We start from the raw sequence: 21,973 nt of genomic DNA, 5'->3' as shown, positions 1-21,973 counted from the left end.
TAATATTGATGTAATTTTTTTTGTACTTTAGCCCCGCCACTAAATCACTTACGTATGAATAAACGAACTAAACGTTTGACAACAGCTGTGTCCTGTTTTTTATTATGCGGTATTTTATCCGCCCAAACGAATAAAAAAAAAGACACCCTGAGGGAAAAAAGCATTGAAGATGTTGTAATTGTAGGATACAAAACTCAAAAAAGATCGAGTCTTACAGCAGCTGTCTCAATTATTTCTGACAAAAAACTAAAAGATGCCAATACCTCTGATGTATCAAGTCTCTTACAAGGAAAAGCCGCAGGAGCACAAATTATGCAGGGAGGAGGCGGTCCGGGATCTTCAGCAACCGTAAAAATCAGGGGTACCGCTACCATCAACGGTCCAAGCCAGGCATTATGGGTCGTAGACGGTGTAATGATGAACGGAACTCCCAATCTGGATCCCAATCAAATCGAAAGCATCAACATTTTGAAAGATGCGACATCAACAGCCTTGTATGGTTCCAGGGGAGCAAACGGAATTGTACAGGTCTTCACAAAATCCGGAACAGCAGGAAAAAGCACGATGAATGTTTCTGTAAACAATTCGTTTAATACATTCAATAACGGGCGCTTCAAACTGATGGATGGTACCCAATTATATGATTATTTCACTTCATTAAAAAATGCCCCTTCAATCCCTTCCGAACTCAGAAATCCTGGATATAACTGGCTGAAAAACGGCACACAGACGGGAGTAGTTCAAAACTACACCATTGATTTCAGAGGAGGCTCTCAAAATTCAAGGACGTACATTTCCGGAAACTATTATGACGAAACCGGAACTGTAAGAGGATACGACTATAACAGATTGTCATTCAGGATCAATCATGAACATACCGTAAAGCCCTGGCTGATATTAAAACCCAAAGTGAGTCTATCATATACCAGCGGAAAAGACCGTCAGGGTTCTCTGTATCAGATGTACCTCAATATGCCTTGGGATAATCCAAAAGCCCCGGATGGAAGTCTCATAAACCCTAATTCATATAGTGGAACATGGTATGGAAGAGATTACTCCAATTACCTTTACGATTTGCAATGGAACTATGGTAAAAGCAATCAGCTGGATCTGATCGGGAATTTTGATGCTGAAATTAAATTTACAGATTATTTAAAGTTTGTTACTACCAATAATGTCACCTACAGAAATTATGACGATATGTATTATACCGATCCGAGATCCATTGCGGGGGATAGTAACAAAGGTGAATTAACAGAATCCTATTCCAAAGATGTAAGCAAATTCTTTAACCAGATGTTGAGATTCGACAAAGATTTTGGAGTTCATAACGTAAATGCTTTAGCAGCCTATGAGTATAACGACAGAATATATAAGGTTTCCAGAGCCGGTGTATACGGAATTGTTCCGGGAACAGACGTCTTCGACAACGGAGCAACGACAGGAAGAAAGCCCTCAGGCACAAAATATGACAGGGCATACAATGCATTTCTTTTCAACGCAGAATATGTATATGATAAAAAATATTTCATTCAGGGTTCTTTAAGAAGTGAATCTTCTTCTGCATTTGGTGCCAGCCAGAGAAATGGATTATTTTATTCATACAGTTTAGGATGGAATATTCACAAAGAAAAATTTTTCGGAGTAAAACCAATCAACGAATGGAAATTAAGAGCCAGCAGGGGACTTGTAGGAAATACCCCAAGTCCTAATTACGGATGGCAGGACCTCTATGCGCTGACTCAGATGTACAATGCTCAGATAGGAGCAACATGGTTCCAGCTAGGCAATCCTAATCTAACCTGGGAGTCGATTTATCAGAATAATATTGGTACGGATATCCGTGCATTCAATAACCGCCTGACCCTGAACGTGGATTATTTTAATAATAAAACCAAAGATCTTCTGATGCTCGTTACCCTTCCGTCATTAACAGGAGTCGACAGACAATACCTGAATGTAGGAGACGTAAGAAATAAAGGATGGGAATTCAATGTTAATTATGCTGTCATTAAATCTGAAAATGTGAACTGGGATATTGGTTTCAATATCAGTACCTACAACAACAGGGTTCTTTCAACAAGAAACAACAGCATCCAGCTTCTATCCAATAATCAGGTCGCTATTGCCGGAAACGATGTTACTTCATTCTATATGCGAAAATGGATGGGGGTAAATCCTGATAATGGCGCAGGGCAATGGGAAGTGATTAACGCTGATGGAACCAAAAGTGTTACATCAAATTACAATCAGGCCACACTGCAGATTGTAGGCGCTGCTACACCCGATTATTATGGATCTTTCAGTACCAATCTTACCGTAAAAAGGTTTTACCTTAATGCCAATATTTATTTTTCGCAGGGAGGACAGATTTACAACTCCTACCGGGAACTGTTTGATTCTGATGGCGCTTATCCTTACTACAACCAAATGGTCCTGAAGGATAGCTGGAAGAGATGGGAAAAACCTGGAGATATAGCCACACATCCTGTAGCAATTTTCAACAATAATACACTTACCAACAAGCCTTCTTCAAGGTACCTTGAAGATGCAAGCTATATGAAATTAAGATCCCTGAGGTTAGGATACAATTTTCCAGATTCTTTAGCGGAAAAACTTAAAGTCTCTTCGGCAAGTATTTATATCATGGGGGAAAATCTCTTTACCATTACTAAATTTTCCGGAGTAGATCCGGAAGCCGGACCTGCAGATAACCAAACTACCTATTCCGGAACAGCAGGCGCAATTTATCCTATCCCAAGAAGATTTTCTCTTGGTTTCACCTTCACCTTTTAAAACTTACAAAACATGAAAAAGATATTTTTAGCACTTATCGCACTAACATCGGTAGCTTGTAATATAGACAGGTCTCCATATGATTCAAAAGAGTCTGATACCATATTAACAGATCCAACAGGGCTACAGACCATTACTCTCGGAAACTATGCTCTTTTGAAAGGAGATGCAACAGGAGGAGGATTTTTCAACAATCTTTACAGAGTGGGTGAATATGGCGGAGATAATATTGATATCAGCGGTACGACCACCGATCAGTTCTTTTATTATTATAACTACAGAAGTATTAAAAATAATGGCCGCTCCAATACGATATGGAATGCAGGATATAAGGCTATCATTGGATGCAATAAAGTTATTTCCAAATTTGCCGAAGGAAAAGATACCAATACCGATCAGCTGATCGGGGAAAATTATTTCCTAAGGGCCTACGTTTATTTTTCTTTGGTAAATGTATTTGGAAAACCTTACAATCAGGGAACCGGCAATCTGGGAGTACCATTAAAAACATCGGATGATGTAAACGAATTACCCGGCAGGGCCACGGTAGGTCAAATTTACGATCAGGTAGTCAATGATCTGAGAAAAGCGGAACAATTGATGACTCTCGATAAAAACAACACATACGCATCTAAAGAAGCTGCTCAAGCACTGCTATCCAGAGTGTATCTGTATATGGAAAATAATGATAAAGCTATTGAATATGCTGATAAGGTGATTAATTCCGGAAAGTATATGCTATTGTCTAATTCCGAACTTCCTTCTTATGCCACGAAAACTCCTGAAACCAACAAAGAAACCATTTTTGCATTCAAATATAATAAAGATGGTGATTACAGTGATGGCTGGTACACTATAGGATCCATGTATGCCAATATTCAAAATGTAGGCTGGGGTGAGATGTACGCGTCTTCTTCTTATCTGGATCTGATCAATCAAAATCCGCAGGATGCACGATTGAAGTTCATTTCTCCGAAATATGCAACCCCATCTGTTCCTGTTGCTTATTGGGTACAACAAGGTACAAATGCTTCCGGAGGAATAACTTATAATTACACTTTTCAGAAAACATTCCAGCAGGGAGGGAATACCTATTTCACAATGAATAATGTTAACTATCAGGTGCAATCAGAAATTTTGCCTACCAAAACGAATTATTACTTTATTAATTCTAATAACGTAAAAGTTTATGTAAATCTGGACAATGATATGGACAAAAGAAACGGTTATCCGAAATTCTATGTTTTAAAATGTTCATTACAGGAAGGAGTTCCTCAATTATGGTCACCTGTTATTCTGAGATTGGCTGAAATGTATCTGAACCGGGCCGAAGGCTATGCTAAAAAGGGAAATTCAGCTTCAGCACTGGCTGACGTAAACACGATCAGAACAAGAGCGGGAATTCCAGCATATCCTTCAGTTCCATCAGGACAAACTATTTTAGACTTGGTTCTTCAGGAAAGAAGACTTGAAATGGCTTTTGAAGCACATAGAAAATATGATGTCTTCAGAAATAAATTAAGTCTCGACCGTAATTATCCGGGAACCCATTTAAACGGAAATAATCCCTTTTATACGGTTCCTTATACCAGCAACAGAATTATTGAATATATTCCTGAACAACAGATTCAGATCCAGCCCAATCTGATCCAGAATCCTGATTAATCAGATCTTACTCCAATGCATATAAATTAAAAGCTCCGAATTAAAAATTCGGAGCCTCAATTTAATCACTTGCTACACAATCCGGAAATTAGAATTTCCAGCCGACTGTAAGAAAGAAGTTATCTCTGTTGCTTTTCACACTAGAAACAACGGATGTTGGTGTATTTACATCAAAATCACCTGAATAATATCCTGTTCCCAGGTCAGCACTCCCTCTAAGGAATGGGTTATTATATTTTGAGCTGACATTCTGATACGCTGCATCCACATAGAAGTTTCCAAAATCATATCCGATACCTGCTCCTATCGTATTTCTTTCTCCCAAAATCAAATTACTATAGCTGTTATCCCCTGCAACTCCTGCATTGGAATAAGAACTGATCGTAAAAGCATCAAAAGGACTTGATGTATAGGAATACCCACCTCTTATTCTGAATGCCTTAATTCTGTATTCCGCACCTACCCTTACTTCCGATAGGTTTTTATAATTGTCACTGAAGAAAGAATTCAATTCTCTTTCCGCAGCACCTTGTACTTCATATTTAGGTTTTGTAAGTCCTAAAGTATAGTCTACGTTAATGGCAAAATTCTTATTGGGAACAAACGCACCACTTACAGTAGCCTTCATCGGAGACCTGAAATTCCTGTCTTCCACATAGTTGTCATAATTGATCCCGTTACTTCCGTCATAATACTCGCGGAAAACCCTGTCGATATTCCACCAGGTCGGTGTTTCAATAGATGCTCCCAATCTGAACTGATTGCTTAATTTTCCGATAACCCCTACTGTTGCTGAAAAACCATTTGATTTTTCCGAAAACGGGGTATACTGCTTATCAAAAGTATTCACCGATCCATCCAGATTAAGCCCGAATAAAGCACTGTCATACTGATCGATTTCAGCGTAATGCATATTAATGCTTGCTCCCAGATAAAGTGAATTGTTATAGTTCGCACCCACCCCCAGGTTAAATTTGGTCTGATTACCATATCTGTTATAAGCATGCCCAAGGTAAGACAGGTTACCTACCACAGGATTTCCATTAGAATCTAACAGGTTTTTGGAGATCACTACATTGGAATTCCCCGGGCTCTCAACATAATTCTCAAGAGACTGCGTTGATAGATTGGCACCGATATTAATGAACTTCCATGGTGATTCTGTCATCAGCTGGATCGTTGCAACACCACCAACATTTCCAAGCGTAAATTTATTTAATTTATAATCTGTTGAAGATCCAGCCAGAGAGCTGGTATTTTTAGTATTGCTTAAAAACAACGTTGCCGATACATCTCCCGCAATAGCAACACCTAATCCGGCAGGGTTTGTCATCAATGAAGTAGCATCACCTCCAAGAGCTCCGTTAGAGCCGGCCATCGCATTAAATTTTGAAGAACCTATCATCGGAGTGTTAGAATAAACATCAATCGAATTCCTGATTGTAGAAATATCCTGTGCCTGCACAAAGTAAGCAGCAGAAATACCTAGTACTACTAAAGATTTTTTTAACATTATTATTTGAATAGTTAGTTATTATGTTTAAAAATTATCTGCCTCCTGATCTGAAGCCGCCGCCGCCGCCGGATCTAAATCCACCGCCGCCTCCACCGGAACCGCCACGGAAACCACCTCCGCCACCAGAGTTGAATCCTCCGGATCTGAAGCCACCGTTGTCATTTGATCTGAAACCACTATCGTTTCTGTATCTTGGCTGGCTGTCGTAATTAGGTCTTGGCTGAGTATTCATATTAGGATTACGATATCCTGAATTATTATTTCTGAAACCACTGTTATTGTTACCTCTGAATCCGGAATTGTTACCATTAGTCATTGTTCCGTTTCTGAAACCACCATTGTTATTTCTGAACCCTGAACCATTCGTATTGTTTCTGAATCCTGAACCTGCAGAATTGTTTCTGAATGCAGAGTTATTGATATTGTTTCTGTATACTGATCCGTTACTTCCGTTATATCCGCTTAAACCATATCCAAGTCTTCCGTCAGCACCACTTCTCCTGTAAGCCGGTCTGTTGTAATATCCATTACCCCAGTAACCGCCACCCCAGCCCCAATATGGGTTTCCGTAGTAGCCGCCGCCCCAGCCCCAGAAAGGATCATAAAATCCTCCATAGTTCCATCCCCAGTAAGGGTAACCACCCCAGCCCCATGAGCCGCCCCAGCCCCAGCCGAAGGACATTCCGAAGCCCCAGCCTCTGTTCCAGCCCCAATATGGGCTATAGCCTCCATACCAACCACCCCAGCCCCATGGTGAACCCCATGAGTTGTCGTAATAGTTGGTCTGAGATCCGGCAAAAGCGCCCCAATCAGAATCTGTTGCGGTATTATTCCATGAATCGCCTCCCCATGTGCTATATTTGTTATCCTGATCTTTGGAGTTGGTTTCCGCATTCTGAATAAGATTGGTATTGTTTGCATCCTGATAGTAATCATAGTATTCTCCAACCCTGTTTCCGCCATTAATGATCACTCCTTCTGGCAGCGTATCTTTATTGGGATCATAATAGACCCCGTCGGTCTCGCTGTACCCTCCCATCTGTGCACCACAAGACATTAATAACAATCCACTTGATATGGCTAAAATACCTTTGGATTTTAGCATACCAAATAAATTTTTATGTATATTTTTTTTCATGATAACGTAAAGATTTTTAATTTAAATTATATTTGCAATGTGTACCAAAAATGTACCAAACATCGGTAAAAAAATCTATCAAAAATAGATTTTTATTTTTAGATAACAATAATGTTAAAAAGTTAAAAAAAATTAAAAAAAACAATGGCAAAATTAACCTCAAGGAGCGAAGATTACAGCAAGTGGTATAACGAGTTAGTTGTAAAAGCAGATCTGGCAGAAAACTCCGGAGTACGTGGAAGTATGGTTATAAAACCATACGGATATGCGATCTGGGAAAAAATGCGTGATGAAATGGATAGAAAATTCAAAGAAACAGGTCACGTTAATGCTTATTTCCCGCTTTTTGTACCCAAAAGTCTGTTCGAAGCTGAGGAGAAAAATGCAGAAGGTTTTGCAAAAGAATGCGCCGTTGTTACCCATTACAGATTAAAAACAGATCCGGATAATCCTCACAAGCTGATAGTAGACCCTGATGCCAAGCTGGAGGAGGAACTTATCGTTCGTCCTACCTCGGAAGCTATTATCTGGAATACTTATAAAAGCTGGATCCAATCATACAGAGATCTACCGATATTGATCAATCAGTGGGCGAATGTTGTTCGTTGGGAAATGAGAACCCGTCTATTCCTGAGAACCTCTGAATTCTTATGGCAGGAAGGTCACACGGCTCACGCAACCAAAGATGAGGCCATAGAAGAAGCAGAAAAGATGAATAAAGTGTATGCAGATTTTGCAGAGAACTTTATGGCAATGCCTGTAGTCCAGGGATTAAAGACCCCTTCCGAAAGGTTTGCGGGAGCGGATGAAACCTATTGTATTGAGGCATTGATGCAGGATGGAAAAGCTCTTCAGGCTGGTACTTCTCACTTTTTGGGCCAGAATTTCGCAAAAGCTTTTGATGTGAAATTCACCAACAAAGAAGGAAAAATAGAACACGCATGGGCTACATCATGGGGAACTTCTACCCGATTAATGGGAGCGTTGATCATGACACACTCTGACGATTTCGGATTGGTATTGCCTCCAACTTTAGCTCCAATACAAGTGGTTATTGTTCCGATCTTCAAAGGAGAAGAACAACTGAGCCAAATCAGTGAGGTTGCTTTAGACATTCAGACAAAGCTTAGAGCTAAAGGTATTTCGGTGAAATTTGATAATGACACCCAAAACAAGCCGGGCTGGAAATTTGCTGAATATGAATTAAAAGGTGTTCCTGTAAGAATTGCAATCGGACCAAAAGATCTGGAAAATAAATCGGTTGAAATTGCAAGAAGGGATAACCTGACCAAAGAAACGGTTTCTATTGAAGGATTGGATTCCCATATCAATCAATTATTAAAAACCATCCAGAAAGATCTTTACACCAAGGCTCTTAATTTCAGAGAAGAAAATATGACTAAAGTGGATTCTTACGAAGAGTTTAAAAAAGTTCTGGAAGAAAAAGGAGGATTCATCTATGCACATTGGGATGGTACCGCTGAAGAAGAAGAACAAATCAAGGAAGAAACGAAAGCGACCATCAGATGTATCCCTTTGGATGATGATATTGAAGAAGGTGTTTCATTAATCTCCGGAAAGCCTTCTAAGAGACGCGTACTGTTCGCTAAAGCGTATTAATAATTTTAATCATTTGCAAAAAAAACGTTGAAAATCAAATAAATATTTAAAAAATATGACATTTGGACAGATTTTTGTTTAATTTTATGTCAACATTAATCTAAAAAATATTTATTATGTCTTTAAACGTTATTGATTTAATTAAAGGACAATTGGGTCCCGCTTTAGTTTCTCAGGCGGCTTCACAGCTTGGAGAAAGTGAGTCTGGTATTTCAAAAGCAATTGGAGGTTTATTGCCTGCCGTTGTTGGTGGATTAGCTAATAATGCTAATAATCCGGGAGTTTTAGATGCAATCACCAGTGCTTCATCTAATGGAATTTTAAGTAATTTATTAGGAGGCTCTTCTAATAATTCTATGATTTCAGGTTTATTGACGTCCATTTTTGGAGATAAACTGAGTGGCTTGGTAAATTCCATCGCGAGCTTTGCCGGAATTAGTAATAATTCTTCCAGCTCTTTGCTGAATATGGTAACAGGAGCTACAGTAGGTACTATCGGAAAGTATGCTGCAGACAATAATCTGGATGCATCAGGAATTTCAGGGCTACTGAATGATCAAAAAGGAATTGTTTCTACTTTACTGCCTGCCGGACTTTCTTTAGCATCATTAAATATTGGTGACTGGGCTAAAGGATATAAATTTGATAATGATAACGACGCCATAAAAACGCCGGTACAGGAGGAACCAAAAATTGAAGTAACAAGAAGTACAACTCCAACAGGTACCAACCCGGACAGAAATGACGGAGGTGGTTCTATCTGGAAATGGTTATTACCTCTTCTGCTATTGATTGCTGCAGGATACTTCTTATGGAAGCAGTGTGAGAAAAAAGAAACCACTACCACTACAATGGGCGCGGATTCTACAGGAGCACACTCTGATACGGCTACGGCAGTATCTCCTTCTGATACAGCAACAGCACCTGCCGCTACAACCACGAAAGTTGACGAAAATATCGACTTGAACGGTACAGCGCTTAAAGGGTACAAAGGCGGAATGGAAGACAGAATGATTGCATTCTTAAAATCTGACGGCTACAAAAATGCAGCAGATGATAATGCATTAAAAGACACTTGGTACGATTTCGATCATGTGAATTTTAAATTAGGAAGCGCTACAGAACTGGAAGCAGGTTCTCAGGGACAATTGGAAAACCTTGCAGCTATTTTAAAAGCTTATCCTGATGCTAAAATTAAAATAGGAGGATATACTGACAAAACAGGTAATGAAGCTTCTAATGTAAAACTTTCTACTGCAAGAGCTAACTTTATCAAAGAATGGTTAGGCAAACAAAATCTAGGTGGTCAGGTATTAGGTGCAGAAGGTTATGGAAGTAAATTTGCAACGGTAGACGCAAAAGCTTCTGACGCTGAAAGAGCCAAAGACAGAAAAATGGCAATAAGATTTGCGAAATAATCTTTTAAAATAAATACTACGTATAAGATCCCGAAAGTTTTTTCGGGATTTTTTTATTATATATTTTCTATTTACATTTATTTAATTAAATTTGTTAGTCATTTCTAACATTTATGAATTTTACAAAAGGCGCTTGGCGAAAAGATAAAACACTCCACTCATTACCAGAAGTATACTCATCCATTAAAGTACCTAAAAACGGTTCTTTCTGGAGGAAATACCTTGCGTTTGCAGGTCCCGGTTTAATGATTGCAGTGGGATACATGGACCCCGGAAATTGGGCTACCGATATCGCGGGAGGAGCTCAATTTGGCTACACCCTGCTTTCCGTTATACTTATTTCCAACATTTTCGCAATGGTTTTACAGCATTTATCAGTAAAGCTGGGAGTAGCTACAGAGAGAGACCTTGCACAAGCCTGCAGGGACCACTTTAGCCCGACTACCAATTTTATCTTGTGGATCCTTTGTGAGATTGCCATTGCCGCCTGTGATCTCGCAGAAGTTATAGGATCTGCGATCGCACTCAACCTGCTTTTTCATATCCCCCTTACCTGGGGAATCGTAATAACCACAATAGATGTTTTACTTATCCTTTTGCTCCAGGCCAAAGGATTCAGATGGATCGAAAGTATTGTAGGAGGACTTATTTTTATTATTCTCGCATGTTTCATTTATGAAATCGTTATTTCAAAACCGGCCGTTAATGAAATATTGGGAGGTCTTGTTCCGCAAAAAGAAATTATTCAGAATCCTGCTATGCTCTATATTGCAATAGGAATCCTGGGAGCTACGGTAATGCCCCACAATCTCTATTTACACAGCAGTATTGTACAGACGAGGGATTATACACGGGATAACGCAGGTAAAAAAGAAGCTATAAAATTTGCCACTTTAGATAGTACGATCTCCTTAATGCTTGCTTTTTTCATCAACGGAGCAATTTTAATACTGGCAGCAGCTACCTTCCATATCACAGGAAATAAACATGTTGCAGATATCCATGATGCTTATAAAATGCTGACCCCAATCCTGGGTGCTTCTATGGCAAGTATAGCATTTGCGATCGCTTTGCTCGCCTCAGGTCAGAATTCTACATTAACAGGGACACTGGCCGGACAAATTGTAATGGAAGGTTTTCTGAACATCAGATTAAAACCCTGGTTAAGAAGATTGATAACCAGACTTATCGCGGTTATTCCCGCTTTAATTGTTGCGATTCTGTACGGAGAAAAAGGGACAACAGACCTTCTGGTTTTAAGCCAGGTTATCTTATCCATGCAACTCAGCTTTGCTGTAGTTCCACTCGTAATGTTTACTAATGACAAAGCCAAAATGGGCGATTTCGTCAATAAGCCATTCATGAAAATCTGTGTCTGGGTTATCTCAGCCATTATCATTGTCCTGAATCTTTATTTGTTGTATCAAACATTTTCCGGAGAATAATTTTTCTGCCTTAATGTCCATATTTGCTATTTGGCAGAATCTTTGACAAACAACTCTTTAAAATAGTTATTGAATATGGAAAATCAGGATATCAACGAAGAAAACATCAATAAGCAACAAGAAGACAACATTCAGAACGAAAATGCTTCTGAACAAAATGTGACAAATACTCCGACTGCGGAAGAACTTTTGGCAGAAGAGAAAGACCGCTATATTCGTCTTTATGCTGAGTTCGAAAATTATAAAAAGAGAACTTCCAAAGAAAAGATGGAGTTCTTCCAATATGCTAATCAGGACATGATGGTTTCTATGCTTGGAGTACTGGATGATTTTGAAAGAGCGTTAAAAGAAATCGCTAAAAACGGAAATCCGGCGGATCTGCAGGGTGTAGAACTTATCTATCAGAAATTCAAAAATAAACTTACAGAGAAGGGGTTGAAATCAATGGAAGTAAAAGCCGGAGATTCTTTTAATGTGGACCTTCACGAGGCAATTACTCAGATTCCTGCTCCATCTGATGATTTAAAAGGTAAAATCGTAGATGTAATCGAAACGGGATATACTTTAGGAGATAAAGTAATCCGTTTTGCTAAAGTAGTAACAGGAAACTAATATTAATAAGTGATAAATGGTGAGCAATATCCGGTGAAAACATCCCTTATATGCTCTACACATCTTTTGTCATTTATCTGAAAATTATACAATTGTCATGTCAAAAAGAGATTATTACGAGGTTCTTGAGATAAGCAAATCTGCTTCAACCGAAGAAATAAAAAAATCATACCGTAAAATGGCCATCAAATATCACCCTGATAAAAATCCGGGAGATAAAGAGGCTGAAGAAAAATTTAAAGAAGCTGCCGAAGCTTATGAAGTATTGAGCGACGATCAGAAACGTGCAAGATACGATCAGTTCGGTCATGCAGGTGTAGGTGGAAACGGCGGATTCGGCGGTGGATTTGGCGGCGGAATGAATATGGAGGATATTTTCAGCCAGTTTGGAGATATTTTCGGTGGTCATTTTGGCGGAGGCGGATTCGGTGGCGGTGGACGTCAGCAGGTAAAAGGTTCTAATTTAAGAATCCGCATCAAGCTGAATCTTGAGGAAATGGTAAACGGTACCCAAAAGACTCTTAAAGTAAAAAAAATGAAGATGGCAGAAGGTGCCACTTCTAAAACTTGTCCTACCTGTAATGGTTCCGGAGTTCAGGTGAAAGTAATGAACACCATGTTCGGACAAATGCAGACACAGGCTACGTGCGGAACTTGTCAGGGTATCGGAAAAGTTGCCGATAAAATCCCGGCAGGTGCAAATGCACAAGGCCTTATAAAAGATGAAGAGGAAATTACCATCAATATTCCTGCAGGAGCAAGAGACGGAATCCAGCTTAATGTAAGAGGAAAAGGTAACGACGCTCCGTTCGGAGGAGTTCCGGGAGATCTGCTTGTTATCGTAGAGGAAGAAGTAGATAAAACAATCAAAAGAGAAGGAGACAATCTTCACCAGGAGTTATATATTTCATTTGCAGAAGCTGCATTGGGAACCAAAAAAGAAGTTCCTACGGTAGGTGGAAAGGTAAAAATCACTGTAGATCCCGGTACGCAATCAGGAAAAATCCTGAGACTGGCCGGAAAAGGCCTTCCTAGCATTGACAGTTATGGAAAAGGAGATATGTTTATACACATTAATGTATGGACTCCACAAAAATTAACGAAAGATCAGAAAGATTTCTTTGAAAAACAGATGTCCAGCGGAGAAATGGTTGCAGAACCATCCGGGAAGGAGAAGACATTCTTTGATAAAGTAAAAGATCTTTTCAACTAAAATATAAAAAGAGGCCTTCAAGGTCTCTTTTTTTTATTGGCGTTCTATTTTAATGTTCCGGCATTTATATTTTCTCACCTAAGACCATAGATGATCAAACTTTTTAAGCCATTACAAAAGATATTTCAGTTTGCGGTTAGCCAATACAAGAATAAAACTGGCAGTTAATAATGTTATCACGAAAATCAACATTTCGAACGGATAATATAAACCAAGTGTCCATTTCATAATCAGAGGATGTATCACGTAGATTGCAGTGGACAAGCTGGCAAGAATTTTAGTATCTATCATTACAGAAACATTTTTGCAGTAGATAAATACCAGCGGGCAGGCTAATAATAAAGAAAACAACAGGTCAATATTTTCTGTAGGACTGATCATGATACAATTGAAAAAAGACTCTGAAATCACAAGCCCGGTCAAAGCAATAACTGTAACCAGTGAAGGCCTGTATCTCATATCAAGGTTAAGCTTATTGATCAGATATCCTATTGTTAAAAAAGGAAAGCATACCAGGAGAAAGTTCCTGTAAGACGGATAAAGATTGATTAATTTGTCTTTTTGGCCCCCAAAATAATGGAGATTTCCTATCGTCTGTAACGCGTAACCTGTACTGAATAATAAAACGATAAGCGCTACTAGAAACCCTACCGGTTTCTTCCTGATTAAAAATAAAATAATCGCTGAAAAAAAAGTTCCTATCAAATACCATAAGTGATGATATCCAAATAGAATGTTTATGAATACATCTTCTTTTTTCCAGAAGGGAATATAAACCAGCGACCAGATCAGGTAAAGCAAAAATGTCCTTACCAGCCACTTTTTAAGCTTTTGTGTATTGTCTACGTAATAAAAATAATATCCCGTAATGATTAAAAATGTGGGAACCGCCATTCTGAAAACCCCGTTAACAAGTACGAAACCAAGTACAGGACGGGTATCCTGAAATAAATGCATGTGCAGGAAGACAACAAAAAATGCAAGGACAATTTTCAATATATCAATGGACAGATTCCTCATGAGCCGTAAACATAATACAGCGTAAACAAGAATGATAAGTCAATCGTCTTGCTGTCTATTTTTAAAAGAGAACCTGCATACATCTATTTACGGGTTGCCAGAGTATATATTTTTTTGCCTAATGTAAAAAGTGCCACGGCAAGTAAGCCCCCTATCATTCCAAACGTAAACTCTTTAAGTACTGATGGCCAGTCAGGGAGAAAATGATGAAGATACGCTATATTATGAACAAAAATTCCTCCGGAAACCAAAATGAGGGCTATTGTTCCCACGATTGCCAGCATTTTAATAATAATAGGTAATGCTTTCACCAGTAAATGCCCCAGTTTGGAGAAAAAGCCTTTATCATTACTCTTTCTGATCAGCTTAAAGCCGGCATCATCCATCCTTACAATTAAAGCCACAATACCATACACTCCTATCGTTGCCAGGAAAGAAACCAAACTTACCGTAATGATTTGTGTCAGTAGAGGATGTTGTTCTTCAAGAACAGTTCCAAGAGCGATAATTACAATTTCGATTGAAAGAATAAAATCTGTGGTAATTGCTGATTTAATTTTCGATTTTTCTGAATTTTCATCATCTTCATTTTTTGTGCTTTCTTCTATGACTTCATGTCCTTTTTTATCCCGATGAAATAAAAACTCAATGATTTTTTCAACTCCCTCGAATGCAAGGTAAAAACCTCCTAAAATAAGAATGATTTCTATTGCAGGCTTATACAGCCAGTGTAGCAAAAAGGCGATCGGCAGAATAATTAGCTTATTAATAAAAGAACCTTTGGTAATTGCCCATAACACAGGTATCTCCCGTGATGAAATGAAACCTGTAGCCTTTTCGGCATTTACCGCCAGGTCATCTCCCAAAATCCCTGCAGTTTTCTGAGTTGCTATCTTACTGGTTACAGCCACATCATCCATAAGAGCAGCGAGATCATCTAAAATTGCAAAAAAACCGGAAGCCATATGTAATTTATTATTTAACAACAAAAATAACTATTTAATTCTATATCTCATTTTCTTTTAAAATCAATTTAACAAAGAAAAAATTCATAAATCATAAGAAGCCTTGTGATCATATCATCCATTTTTTTTATTGAACTTAATAATAAACCTCACAATTCTTCTCATATTTGCCAGGGTATAAAATCCTTAACAATATGGACGAAACTGAAATCTGGGAAAAACAACTGCAATCCATCTGGCAGCAATTAGGGAAGATAAGCAATGAAGATTTTATCCGGCGGATCAAAGATCATGTTCAGCATCTAACCGATAAAAAAGCAATTGCTGATTTTGAAATGGCTTGTGCATTTGATTCAACAGGAAATGAAAAAGAAGCTGAACCATTGTATCGTTCAGCCTTAGACCATGGCTTATCGGGACTGCGTAGAAGAAGGGCCAGAATTCAGCTTGCAAGTACACTGAGAAACAATGGAAAGATTGATGAGAGTATTCGGATCCTCAGAGAAGAAAAAATAAATGAGTCTGATGAGCTTGATGATGCAGTGGATTCTTTTCTTGCACTTTCATTGTACTCAGCCGGAGAGAGTAAAGAGGCATTGTCCTTAGCGTTAAAAACTTTATCCCGGCATTTACCCCGATACAACAATTCATTATACATGTACGCTGAAAATTTAGAAACATCCAATAAACATGATAGCCCCGGATCTTGAAAACAGCCTTGCCCTAACCCAGAATCATCATATTTTTCTTACATTTGATTTATGAAAAAGCTCATACTCAGATATCATTTTTTTATTTTAGGATGTATCGGCTTTTTATTAAATTCATGTAATTCAAGATTCAGAGTTTGGGTGGGGAATAACAATCAGCAGAAAATTTACAATTTAAAATATGGTGAGCATAAAAGACAGAAGATGGATATTTTCCTTCCGTCGGAATATGCTAAAGAATCCCCTGTTGTTCTTATTGTACATGGAGGGGCCTGGAAGTATGGCAGAAAAGAACATATGATCCAGATCCAAAAAATGCTTTTTAAAAATAATATTCCCAGCATCAATATCAATTACAGGCTCGTTTCAAAATCTAAAAAAATTACTTACAGGGAGCAGTTGGAGGATATCAGCTCGGTAATTGAAAAGTTTAATTCTTTAGCGGAAAAAGCGGAACTCCAACCTGATAACTATATCATCCTGGGAGAAAGTGCGGGTGGACATTTGGCTTTACTTTATGGTTACCAGCATCCGGATCAGATCAAAAAGATCATTTCTTTAAGCGGTCCTACTGATTTTTATTCTCCGGAATTTTTACACTCATTTTATTCGAAATATACGTCACCTACCTTACAAAAGGTGGTAGGAACCAGATTTAACCGTCACAACCTATCTGAGGAATTTAAAATAGCAAGCCCGATTGCCAATATTACAAATGTCCCTACGTTGATCTTTCAGGGAAACCAGGATTTTCTGGTTAATAAAAACCAGGGGCTCGCGCTGGATTCGGCTTTAGCAAGCCGGAACATTACCCGTAAACTGGTTTTCATGAAAAATACAGGACATGCCCCAAGATTTTTCAGCAAACGAAAAAGAGACAGTATCATCTACCCTAATATCCTGGAATGGATAAAAAAATAACCTGCATAAAGCAGGTTATTATATTTTACAATTCACATCTCTTTATTCAGGTGAATTATCTTCGTATTTACTGTGATCCACTTTCTTACCAAAAAGAAATTTAATAATGATCGGAAGCGTAGTGATCAGAACGATCACAATAATGATCAGTTCGAGCTTTTCTTTAAGATTGATACCAAATTGTTCCTGGAATAATTTATCCAGATAGTGACCCGCAAAGATCAGGATGAACGACCATAGCACTGCTCCGATGATATTGTCTCTGAGGAATTCTTTTTTGTCCATTTTCACAATTCCCGCAACGATAGGAGTAAACGTTCTTACTACAGGTAAAAATCTTGCCATGATAACGGCTAAAGCTCCATGCTTTTCAAAAAAATCATGAGCCTGGTACAGGTATTTTTTCTTAAACAAAAAGGTATCTTGTTTTTTATAAAGTGCAGGACCTGCCTTCACCCCAAAGTAATATCCCACTTCATTACCTACAACAGCAGCAAATGCTACAGCAGTGGCAAGGATGGTAGTATCAAGAAGATCGCTCCCTGTAGAGCCAAATGTCTCTTTGATAATTTCAACAGCATAAATTCCCGAAACAAACAATAAAGAGTCTCCTGGTAAAAAAAATCCTACAAAAAGACCAGTTTCAGCAAAAATAATAAACAGAATCAGCCAAAACCCTCCCATTTTAATATAAAACTCCGGGTTTAATAAATCTTTCCAGCTATTGAAATCTTCCATACATATTGATAAGTAACAAAAATAAGTCTAAAAAGTCTGATTAAGAAATTAATTATAAGATTTTAACTAAAAAACCAGAATAATTTTTACAGGTCTAAATCATCGTCAGAAACCGCGGTTCCATCGGCCATGAGAAAAGCTTTCAGGAATGGCGTAAGATTTCCGTTCATTACCGAATCCACATCTGAAGTCTCATAACCAGAGCGTACATCTTTTACCAGTTTGTAAGGATGCATCACATAGTTCCTTATCTGACTTCCCCACTCGATTTTCATCTTATTGGATTCAATCTCGTTTCGGGCTTTCATTCTTTCTTCAAGCTCCATTTCATATAATCTGGAACGAAGCAATTGCATTGCCTTTTCCTTATTCTGCAGCTGCGATCTTGATTCCGAGTTTTCGATAATGATCCCGGTTGGCGCGTGACGGAGACGCACCGCTGTTTCCACCTTGTTAACGTTCTGCCCTCCGGCTCCTGAACTTCGCATGGTTTCAAATGAAATGTCCGCAGGGTTTATATTAATTTCAATAGTATCATCTACCAATGGATAAACATACACGGAAACAAAGCTTGTATGTCTTTTGGCATTACTGTCAAAAGGCGAAATTCTTACGAGCCTGTGAACACCATTCTCTCCTTTAAGGTAGCCGAAAGCGTATTCTCCATCCATTTCCAATGTCACTGTTTTTACGCCGGCAACGTCTCCTTCCTGATAATTCAGCTCCCGAATTTTATATCCCTGCTTTTCCGCCCACATCGTGTACATTCTCATCAGCATTGCCGCCCAGTCACAACTTTCAGTACCTCCTGCCCCTGCCGTGATCTGTATGACGGCTGAAAGCTCATCCCCTTCGTTGGAAAGCATATTTTTAAATTCAAGGTCTTCTATTTTTTCTACCAGTTTTGGAAATGTCTCATCCAGCTCTTTTTCAGAATCAGGATCTTCTTTGGCAAATTCCATTAGAACCTGCAGATCCTCAAACTGAGTAGCAATTTCCTGGTAATCTTCCACCCATCTTTTTTTAGAACGAAGCTGCTTTAAGAACGCCTCCGCCTCTTTCGGATGATCCCAAAATTCAGGAGCAGCCGTTTTTTCGTCGTCATTAGAAATTTCTATTTTCTTCTTTTCAATCTGAAGATATTTATGGAGATCTTCAATTCTGGACTGAACATCTTTTATATGGTCGTTGTTAATCACGAAATTTTATTTTTTGCAAAAATAAGGATAAAATTTTGAGCAATGAGCATAGCTATTAGCAATCATTTTTTCCTGGAGTTAATGTTGAAAAAGATCAATAATATTTTTTGACCCAATGGAAATAGATATTAATCAGAATAAGCTATTATTTGTAGCTATAAAGCCAATAATTATAAATAAAAAATGTGCTGCTAATATAAATGGCAAACTCTTCTTACCTCCAAACCTATCAATAATATTTCCATAGATGGCAAATTGAAGTATGCCAAATACCAGAAAATACATGGATATATTATCCGGTAATACAATTCCTAAAAAGCAAAGTGGAAAAATAACTGTGATCAGCGCATAATTTCCATGACCCGCTCCTGCAAAGAAAACTGACAAAAAAATAAGAGGAACTGTTAATACAGCAAAAAGATTCGTATATCTATATCTCATAACATCTTTAATTGATCTTATCCGCAATGATCTCTCCAATTTTTGGGGCCAGTGCAACGCCCATCCCGGAGAGTCTTACAGCACAAAACTGTCTTTCCGATACCTGTTTTACAATGGGAGTTTTTTCTGAACCCATTGCCATGATCCCCGACCATCGAAGGCCAATTTTAAAATCATGATCAGGCAGAATTACCTCTTTCAAAAAATTTTCCAGATGATTCTGTAAAAATTCAGTAGTCTGAAAATCACGGGTTTCTTCAGTCTTAAAATCCTGGTTTCTCCCGCCTCCCAACAGCACCCTGTTTCCTACATTTCTGAAATAATAAAATCCCTCATCGTAATGGAAAGTTCCTTTTAGTTTTAAATTTTGAACGGGTTCCGTAACTAAAATCTGACCTCTGGCAGGAATGATTTCTTCATTTTCTAAAAATTGGGAGCTAAAAGCATTGGTACAGTAAATAACCTGCTCTGCATGAACAGACAAATCTTCAGACAACCTGACTTCCATTCCGGTGTTTTCCTCAATTACATCCGTAACCGGTGTTCCAAAAAGGAATTCAACTTTCAGGTCCTGACATTTCTCAAGAAGCTTTTGTAAGAGCTTTCCTGAATGGAGACTTCCTTCACATGGATTTTCAATCAGAAAGTCCGATTTTCCCAACCCAAATGCTTTGATTTTATCTTGTTGTAAAGAATAAGTGGCTGAAATTCCTGTTATGGGCTTCATTTTTTCATTCACTTCTTGCATCTTTTCTAAAGGCGATTCATTATTCAGGATTTCAAAGCCCCCACTCAAATCAAAATCAATTTCTGAATTCTTAAAATACTTCTGAATTTTCAGAAGCCCTTCAAACCTCATCTTAATCAATTCCAAGGTCTTGTCCCATCCCATTTTTCCCTGATCGGCAATAATTTCCGTCAGGCTCCCAAAGCAGGCGAAGCCGGCATTTCTTGTTGAAGCGCCCAGCGGAATCGGATTTCTTTCAATAATTAAAACAGATAGGTCAGGATGTTTTTCTTTAATGGAAATAGCTGTCCAAAGCCCGGTAAACCCTGCTCCAATAATAATAACATCCCTTCTCCGGTAAAAGGTTTCAAGTTCCCAGATGCTGTTCATCGGTGATGAGTAATTAGCCTTTGTCTTTTCCTCCCTCCTCTTCACCATTGTGATGAAAACCTATTGCCCTCGCAGGTTCTTCTACCACTTTATAGGTTTCAAGTTCGGTTCGTAAGGATTTAATCCTGTATTGAAAATCATCAAAATTATTGATAATCGCATCATTTAAAAATTGTTCAACCTGTTGCAGATATTCTTCTGTAAGTTTACCTGCCGCATCTCTCAGGGCTCCATTTAAGAGGACATCGTCAATTACAAGTTTTTCATTTTTTGTTCGCTGGTAAAGATTTTTTATCCTCTTCTTCAGACTTTGTGTAAAATCCATCAGCATGGTATTGCTGAAAGCCTTCATTTTGGATGCACTTCCATTCCAGAAAGGTACTTTATCTGCTTTGTTATTTTTAAGGATCTTATAGAGCAAAGAATCGCTTTCCAGCCCTTTCGTCATTCCGTACAGGATAATTTCCGAACGCTCTGCAGCATTAGGAGGAAAAACAGGAATCATTACATCGAATCTTCCCGGCGCCAGAATCTCCTCATCAATCTCCGATACGGACTTGGCAGACCCCACCATCACTACGTCTTCTTTTGCAAATTTTCCGATGTAATGAAGAATGATCTCCTGCGTTTCAAGATTGCAGGATGCCACATTGTTCTCTGCACTTCTTTCCATCATGATTTCATCAAAATCATCCATAAAAAGAAGCACCTTATCCTCCGTCATCATCTTTATGAGAAAATCATTAAAATTTGTTTTATTCCCATCGATTAATGATGTTCCCAGATAATGTTTTTTAACTTCCTTAAACTGATAATTGATGATCTCTGCAATTTTGTTGGCCCAGAAAATCTTACCACTTCCCGGAGGTCCGTAAAGAATGATCCCCGCAGGCTTATTGATTCCCCAGTCTTTTATCTGTTGCTTATTTAAAAATGGCTCCAAGACACTGGAAATATAAAAGAACAGATCCCGGTAACCTATGAAATCCCGGTGTTGAAGACTGGTCTTATGTCCAAAATAGTTGTAAACAAACTGATAATTTCCACCCAGCTTATTATCTATTCCGTAACTGGAAATTGAAGAACGGAATATTCCGTTATCAAAAATATTAGGAGTGCTGTCCTGAATTGCTTTTTCTATCTTTTCTTTAGGCTGATTGATCGTCTCCGCAATTTGTTCAAGGGTTTTATTCTGATCAAGATCTTTTTCGTAGGTCCTTAAAAAATCTACATTCTCGCGGGCAAACTTTTCAAAATCATCTTTGATCTCAAAATTGGTACTCATACATACCCCAAGTTCCAGGTCAAAATCCTGGATAAATTGTTTGATTGCCTCTACGGAAATATTTAATTCTTTTGCAAGCTCAATTAACTTCATATTCACGAATTATACTACCAAATTTAATATTTTAATCTCATACAAGATCAGACAATTTAAG

At 38.3% G+C, this 21,973-nt stretch carries 18 protein-coding genes; 9 read left to right on the top strand and 9 right to left on the bottom strand.

Annotated features, from left to right (window positions below; all coding sequences use genetic code 11):
• The first annotated feature begins 54 nt into the window (after window positions 1-54).
• Both G9C87_RS01205 and G9C87_RS01200 read left to right on the top strand, forming a co-directional pair.
• Window positions 55-2,796, top strand: a complete 2,742-nt coding sequence (locus G9C87_RS01205; RefSeq protein ID WP_172277142.1) for a SusC/RagA family TonB-linked outer membrane protein — start codon at window positions 55-57, stop codon at window positions 2,794-2,796.
• Window positions 2,797-2,808: 12 nt separating this feature from the next.
• Complete coding sequence (locus G9C87_RS01200) at window positions 2,809-4,461, top strand: RagB/SusD family nutrient uptake outer membrane protein (RefSeq protein WP_172277139.1); 1,653 nt, start codon at window positions 2,809-2,811, stop codon at window positions 4,459-4,461.
• 88 nt (window positions 4,462-4,549) lie between these two features.
• Here G9C87_RS01200 and G9C87_RS01195 read toward each other — a convergent pair whose 3' ends face one another.
• The gene (locus G9C87_RS01195; RefSeq protein WP_172277136.1) at window positions 4,550-5,974 is read right to left on the bottom strand and encodes an OmpP1/FadL family transporter; all 1,425 of its coding nucleotides are present in this window, start codon (window positions 5,972-5,974) and stop codon (window positions 4,550-4,552) included.
• Window positions 5,975-6,008: 34 nt separating this feature from the next.
• On the bottom strand, window positions 6,009-7,082 hold the full coding sequence (locus G9C87_RS20910; protein ID WP_273647336.1) for a prolyl-tRNA synthetase: 1,074 nt from the start codon (window positions 7,080-7,082) through the stop codon (window positions 6,009-6,011).
• Between the two features lie 177 nt (window positions 7,083-7,259).
• On the opposite strand from G9C87_RS20910, the gene proS reads away from it, so the two are divergent.
• From proS to dnaJ, 5 genes are all read left to right on the top strand, one after another.
• Window positions 7,260-8,735, top strand: a complete 1,476-nt coding sequence (gene proS / locus G9C87_RS01185) for a proline--tRNA ligase (protein WP_172277130.1) — start codon at window positions 7,260-7,262, stop codon at window positions 8,733-8,735.
• Between the two features lie 116 nt (window positions 8,736-8,851).
• Window positions 8,852-10,153: an OmpA family protein gene (locus G9C87_RS01180; RefSeq protein ID WP_172277127.1), complete on the top strand. Its 1,302-nt coding sequence runs from the start codon at window positions 8,852-8,854 to the stop codon at window positions 10,151-10,153.
• A gap of 113 nt (window positions 10,154-10,266) precedes the next feature.
• Window positions 10,267-11,598, top strand: a complete 1,332-nt coding sequence (locus G9C87_RS01175; protein ID WP_172277124.1) for an Nramp family divalent metal transporter — start codon at window positions 10,267-10,269, stop codon at window positions 11,596-11,598.
• 75 nt (window positions 11,599-11,673) lie between these two features.
• Entirely contained in the window at window positions 11,674-12,210 is a 537-nt protein-coding gene (locus tag G9C87_RS01170) for a nucleotide exchange factor GrpE (RefSeq protein WP_172277121.1), read from the top strand.
• Window positions 12,211-12,307: 97 nt separating this feature from the next.
• Window positions 12,308-13,423, top strand: a complete 1,116-nt coding sequence (gene dnaJ, locus G9C87_RS01165) for a molecular chaperone DnaJ (protein WP_172277118.1) — start codon at window positions 12,308-12,310, stop codon at window positions 13,421-13,423.
• Window positions 13,424-13,534: 111 nt separating this feature from the next.
• Here dnaJ and G9C87_RS01160 read toward each other — a convergent pair whose 3' ends face one another.
• A complete protein-coding gene (locus tag G9C87_RS01160) occupies window positions 13,535-14,443 on the bottom strand; it encodes an acyltransferase family protein (protein ID WP_172277115.1) in 909 nt (302 codons plus the stop codon).
• A gap of 83 nt (window positions 14,444-14,526) precedes the next feature.
• Window positions 14,527-15,408: a DUF808 domain-containing protein gene (locus G9C87_RS01155; RefSeq protein WP_172277112.1), complete on the bottom strand. Its 882-nt coding sequence runs from the start codon at window positions 15,406-15,408 to the stop codon at window positions 14,527-14,529.
• Between the two features lie 194 nt (window positions 15,409-15,602).
• Between G9C87_RS01155 and G9C87_RS01150 the strand changes: the two genes are divergently transcribed.
• Both G9C87_RS01150 and G9C87_RS01145 read left to right on the top strand, forming a co-directional pair.
• A complete protein-coding gene (locus G9C87_RS01150; protein ID WP_172277109.1) occupies window positions 15,603-16,118 on the top strand; it encodes a tetratricopeptide repeat protein in 516 nt (171 codons plus the stop codon).
• Window positions 16,119-16,169: 51 nt separating this feature from the next.
• On the top strand, window positions 16,170-17,039 hold the full coding sequence (locus G9C87_RS01145) for an alpha/beta hydrolase (RefSeq protein ID WP_172277106.1): 870 nt from the start codon (window positions 16,170-16,172) through the stop codon (window positions 17,037-17,039).
• A 42-nt stretch (window positions 17,040-17,081) separates the two neighbouring features.
• Here G9C87_RS01145 and G9C87_RS01140 read toward each other — a convergent pair whose 3' ends face one another.
• From G9C87_RS01140 to G9C87_RS01120, 5 genes are all read right to left on the bottom strand, one after another.
• The gene (locus G9C87_RS01140) at window positions 17,082-17,777 is read right to left on the bottom strand and encodes a DedA family protein (RefSeq protein ID WP_172277103.1); all 696 of its coding nucleotides are present in this window, start codon (window positions 17,775-17,777) and stop codon (window positions 17,082-17,084) included.
• 86 nt (window positions 17,778-17,863) lie between these two features.
• On the bottom strand, window positions 17,864-18,976 hold the full coding sequence (gene prfB, locus G9C87_RS01135) for a peptide chain release factor 2 (RefSeq protein ID WP_172277100.1): 1,113 nt from the start codon (window positions 18,974-18,976) through the stop codon (window positions 17,864-17,866).
• A gap of 132 nt (window positions 18,977-19,108) precedes the next feature.
• Window positions 19,109-19,417 carry a hypothetical protein gene (locus G9C87_RS01130; RefSeq protein ID WP_172277097.1) on the bottom strand — a complete coding sequence of 103 codons (309 nt, stop codon included), beginning with the start codon at window positions 19,415-19,417 and terminating at the stop codon, window positions 19,109-19,111.
• Between the two features lie 7 nt (window positions 19,418-19,424).
• Window positions 19,425-20,582, bottom strand: coding sequence for an NAD(P)/FAD-dependent oxidoreductase (locus G9C87_RS01125; RefSeq protein ID WP_228456926.1), 1,158 nt, complete (start codon window positions 20,580-20,582; stop codon window positions 19,425-19,427).
• On the bottom strand, window positions 20,548-21,912 hold the full coding sequence (locus tag G9C87_RS01120) for an AAA family ATPase (RefSeq protein ID WP_172277094.1): 1,365 nt from the start codon (window positions 21,910-21,912) through the stop codon (window positions 20,548-20,550). The genes G9C87_RS01125 and G9C87_RS01120 overlap by 35 nt, the downstream gene beginning before the upstream one ends.
• Window positions 21,913-21,973: the final 61 nt, after the last annotated feature.

This window comes from Chryseobacterium sp. LAM-KRS1 (assembly GCF_013184525.1).
In the GTDB taxonomy this organism is placed as follows: Bacteria; Bacteroidota; Bacteroidia; order Flavobacteriales; family Weeksellaceae; genus Chryseobacterium; species Chryseobacterium proteolyticum.
The sequence above is the reverse complement of the archived record's forward strand: the minus strand, read 5'-3'. Positions and strand labels throughout refer to the sequence as shown.

What these genes read in the sequence shown, in the direction of transcription:
- G9C87_RS01205 (WP_172277142.1), top strand. Translation starts at nt 55, where the DNA reads ATGAATAAACGAACTAAACGTTTGACAACAGCTGTGTCCTGTTTTTTA.
- G9C87_RS01200 (WP_172277139.1), top strand. Translation starts at nt 2,809, where the DNA reads ATGAAAAAGATATTTTTAGCACTTATCGCACTAACATCGGTAGCTTGT.
- G9C87_RS01195 (WP_172277136.1), bottom strand. Translation starts at nt 5,974, where the DNA reads ATGTTAAAAAAATCTTTAGTAGTACTAGGTATTTCTGCTGCTTACTTT.
- G9C87_RS20910 (WP_273647336.1), bottom strand. Translation starts at nt 7,082, where the DNA reads ATGCTAAAATCCAAAGGTATTTTAGCCATATCAAGTGGATTGTTATTA.
- proS (WP_172277130.1), top strand. Translation starts at nt 7,260, where the DNA reads ATGGCAAAATTAACCTCAAGGAGCGAAGATTACAGCAAGTGGTATAAC.
- G9C87_RS01180 (WP_172277127.1), top strand. Translation starts at nt 8,852, where the DNA reads ATGTCTTTAAACGTTATTGATTTAATTAAAGGACAATTGGGTCCCGCT.
- G9C87_RS01175 (WP_172277124.1), top strand. Translation starts at nt 10,267, where the DNA reads ATGAATTTTACAAAAGGCGCTTGGCGAAAAGATAAAACACTCCACTCA.
- G9C87_RS01170 (WP_172277121.1), top strand. Translation starts at nt 11,674, where the DNA reads ATGGAAAATCAGGATATCAACGAAGAAAACATCAATAAGCAACAAGAA.
- dnaJ (WP_172277118.1), top strand. Translation starts at nt 12,308, where the DNA reads ATGTCAAAAAGAGATTATTACGAGGTTCTTGAGATAAGCAAATCTGCT.
- G9C87_RS01160 (WP_172277115.1), bottom strand. Translation starts at nt 14,443, where the DNA reads ATGAGGAATCTGTCCATTGATATATTGAAAATTGTCCTTGCATTTTTT.
- G9C87_RS01155 (WP_172277112.1), bottom strand. Translation starts at nt 15,408, where the DNA reads ATGGCTTCCGGTTTTTTTGCAATTTTAGATGATCTCGCTGCTCTTATG.
- G9C87_RS01150 (WP_172277109.1), top strand. Translation starts at nt 15,603, where the DNA reads ATGGACGAAACTGAAATCTGGGAAAAACAACTGCAATCCATCTGGCAG.
- G9C87_RS01145 (WP_172277106.1), top strand. Translation starts at nt 16,170, where the DNA reads ATGAAAAAGCTCATACTCAGATATCATTTTTTTATTTTAGGATGTATC.
- G9C87_RS01140 (WP_172277103.1), bottom strand. Translation starts at nt 17,777, where the DNA reads ATGGAAGATTTCAATAGCTGGAAAGATTTATTAAACCCGGAGTTTTAT.
- G9C87_RS01130 (WP_172277097.1), bottom strand. Translation starts at nt 19,417, where the DNA reads ATGAGATATAGATATACGAATCTTTTTGCTGTATTAACAGTTCCTCTT.
- G9C87_RS01125 (WP_228456926.1), bottom strand. Translation starts at nt 20,582, where the DNA reads ATGGTGAAGAGGAGGGAGGAAAAGACAAAGGCTAATTACTCATCACCG.
- G9C87_RS01120 (WP_172277094.1), bottom strand. Translation starts at nt 21,912, where the DNA reads ATGAAGTTAATTGAGCTTGCAAAAGAATTAAATATTTCCGTAGAGGCA.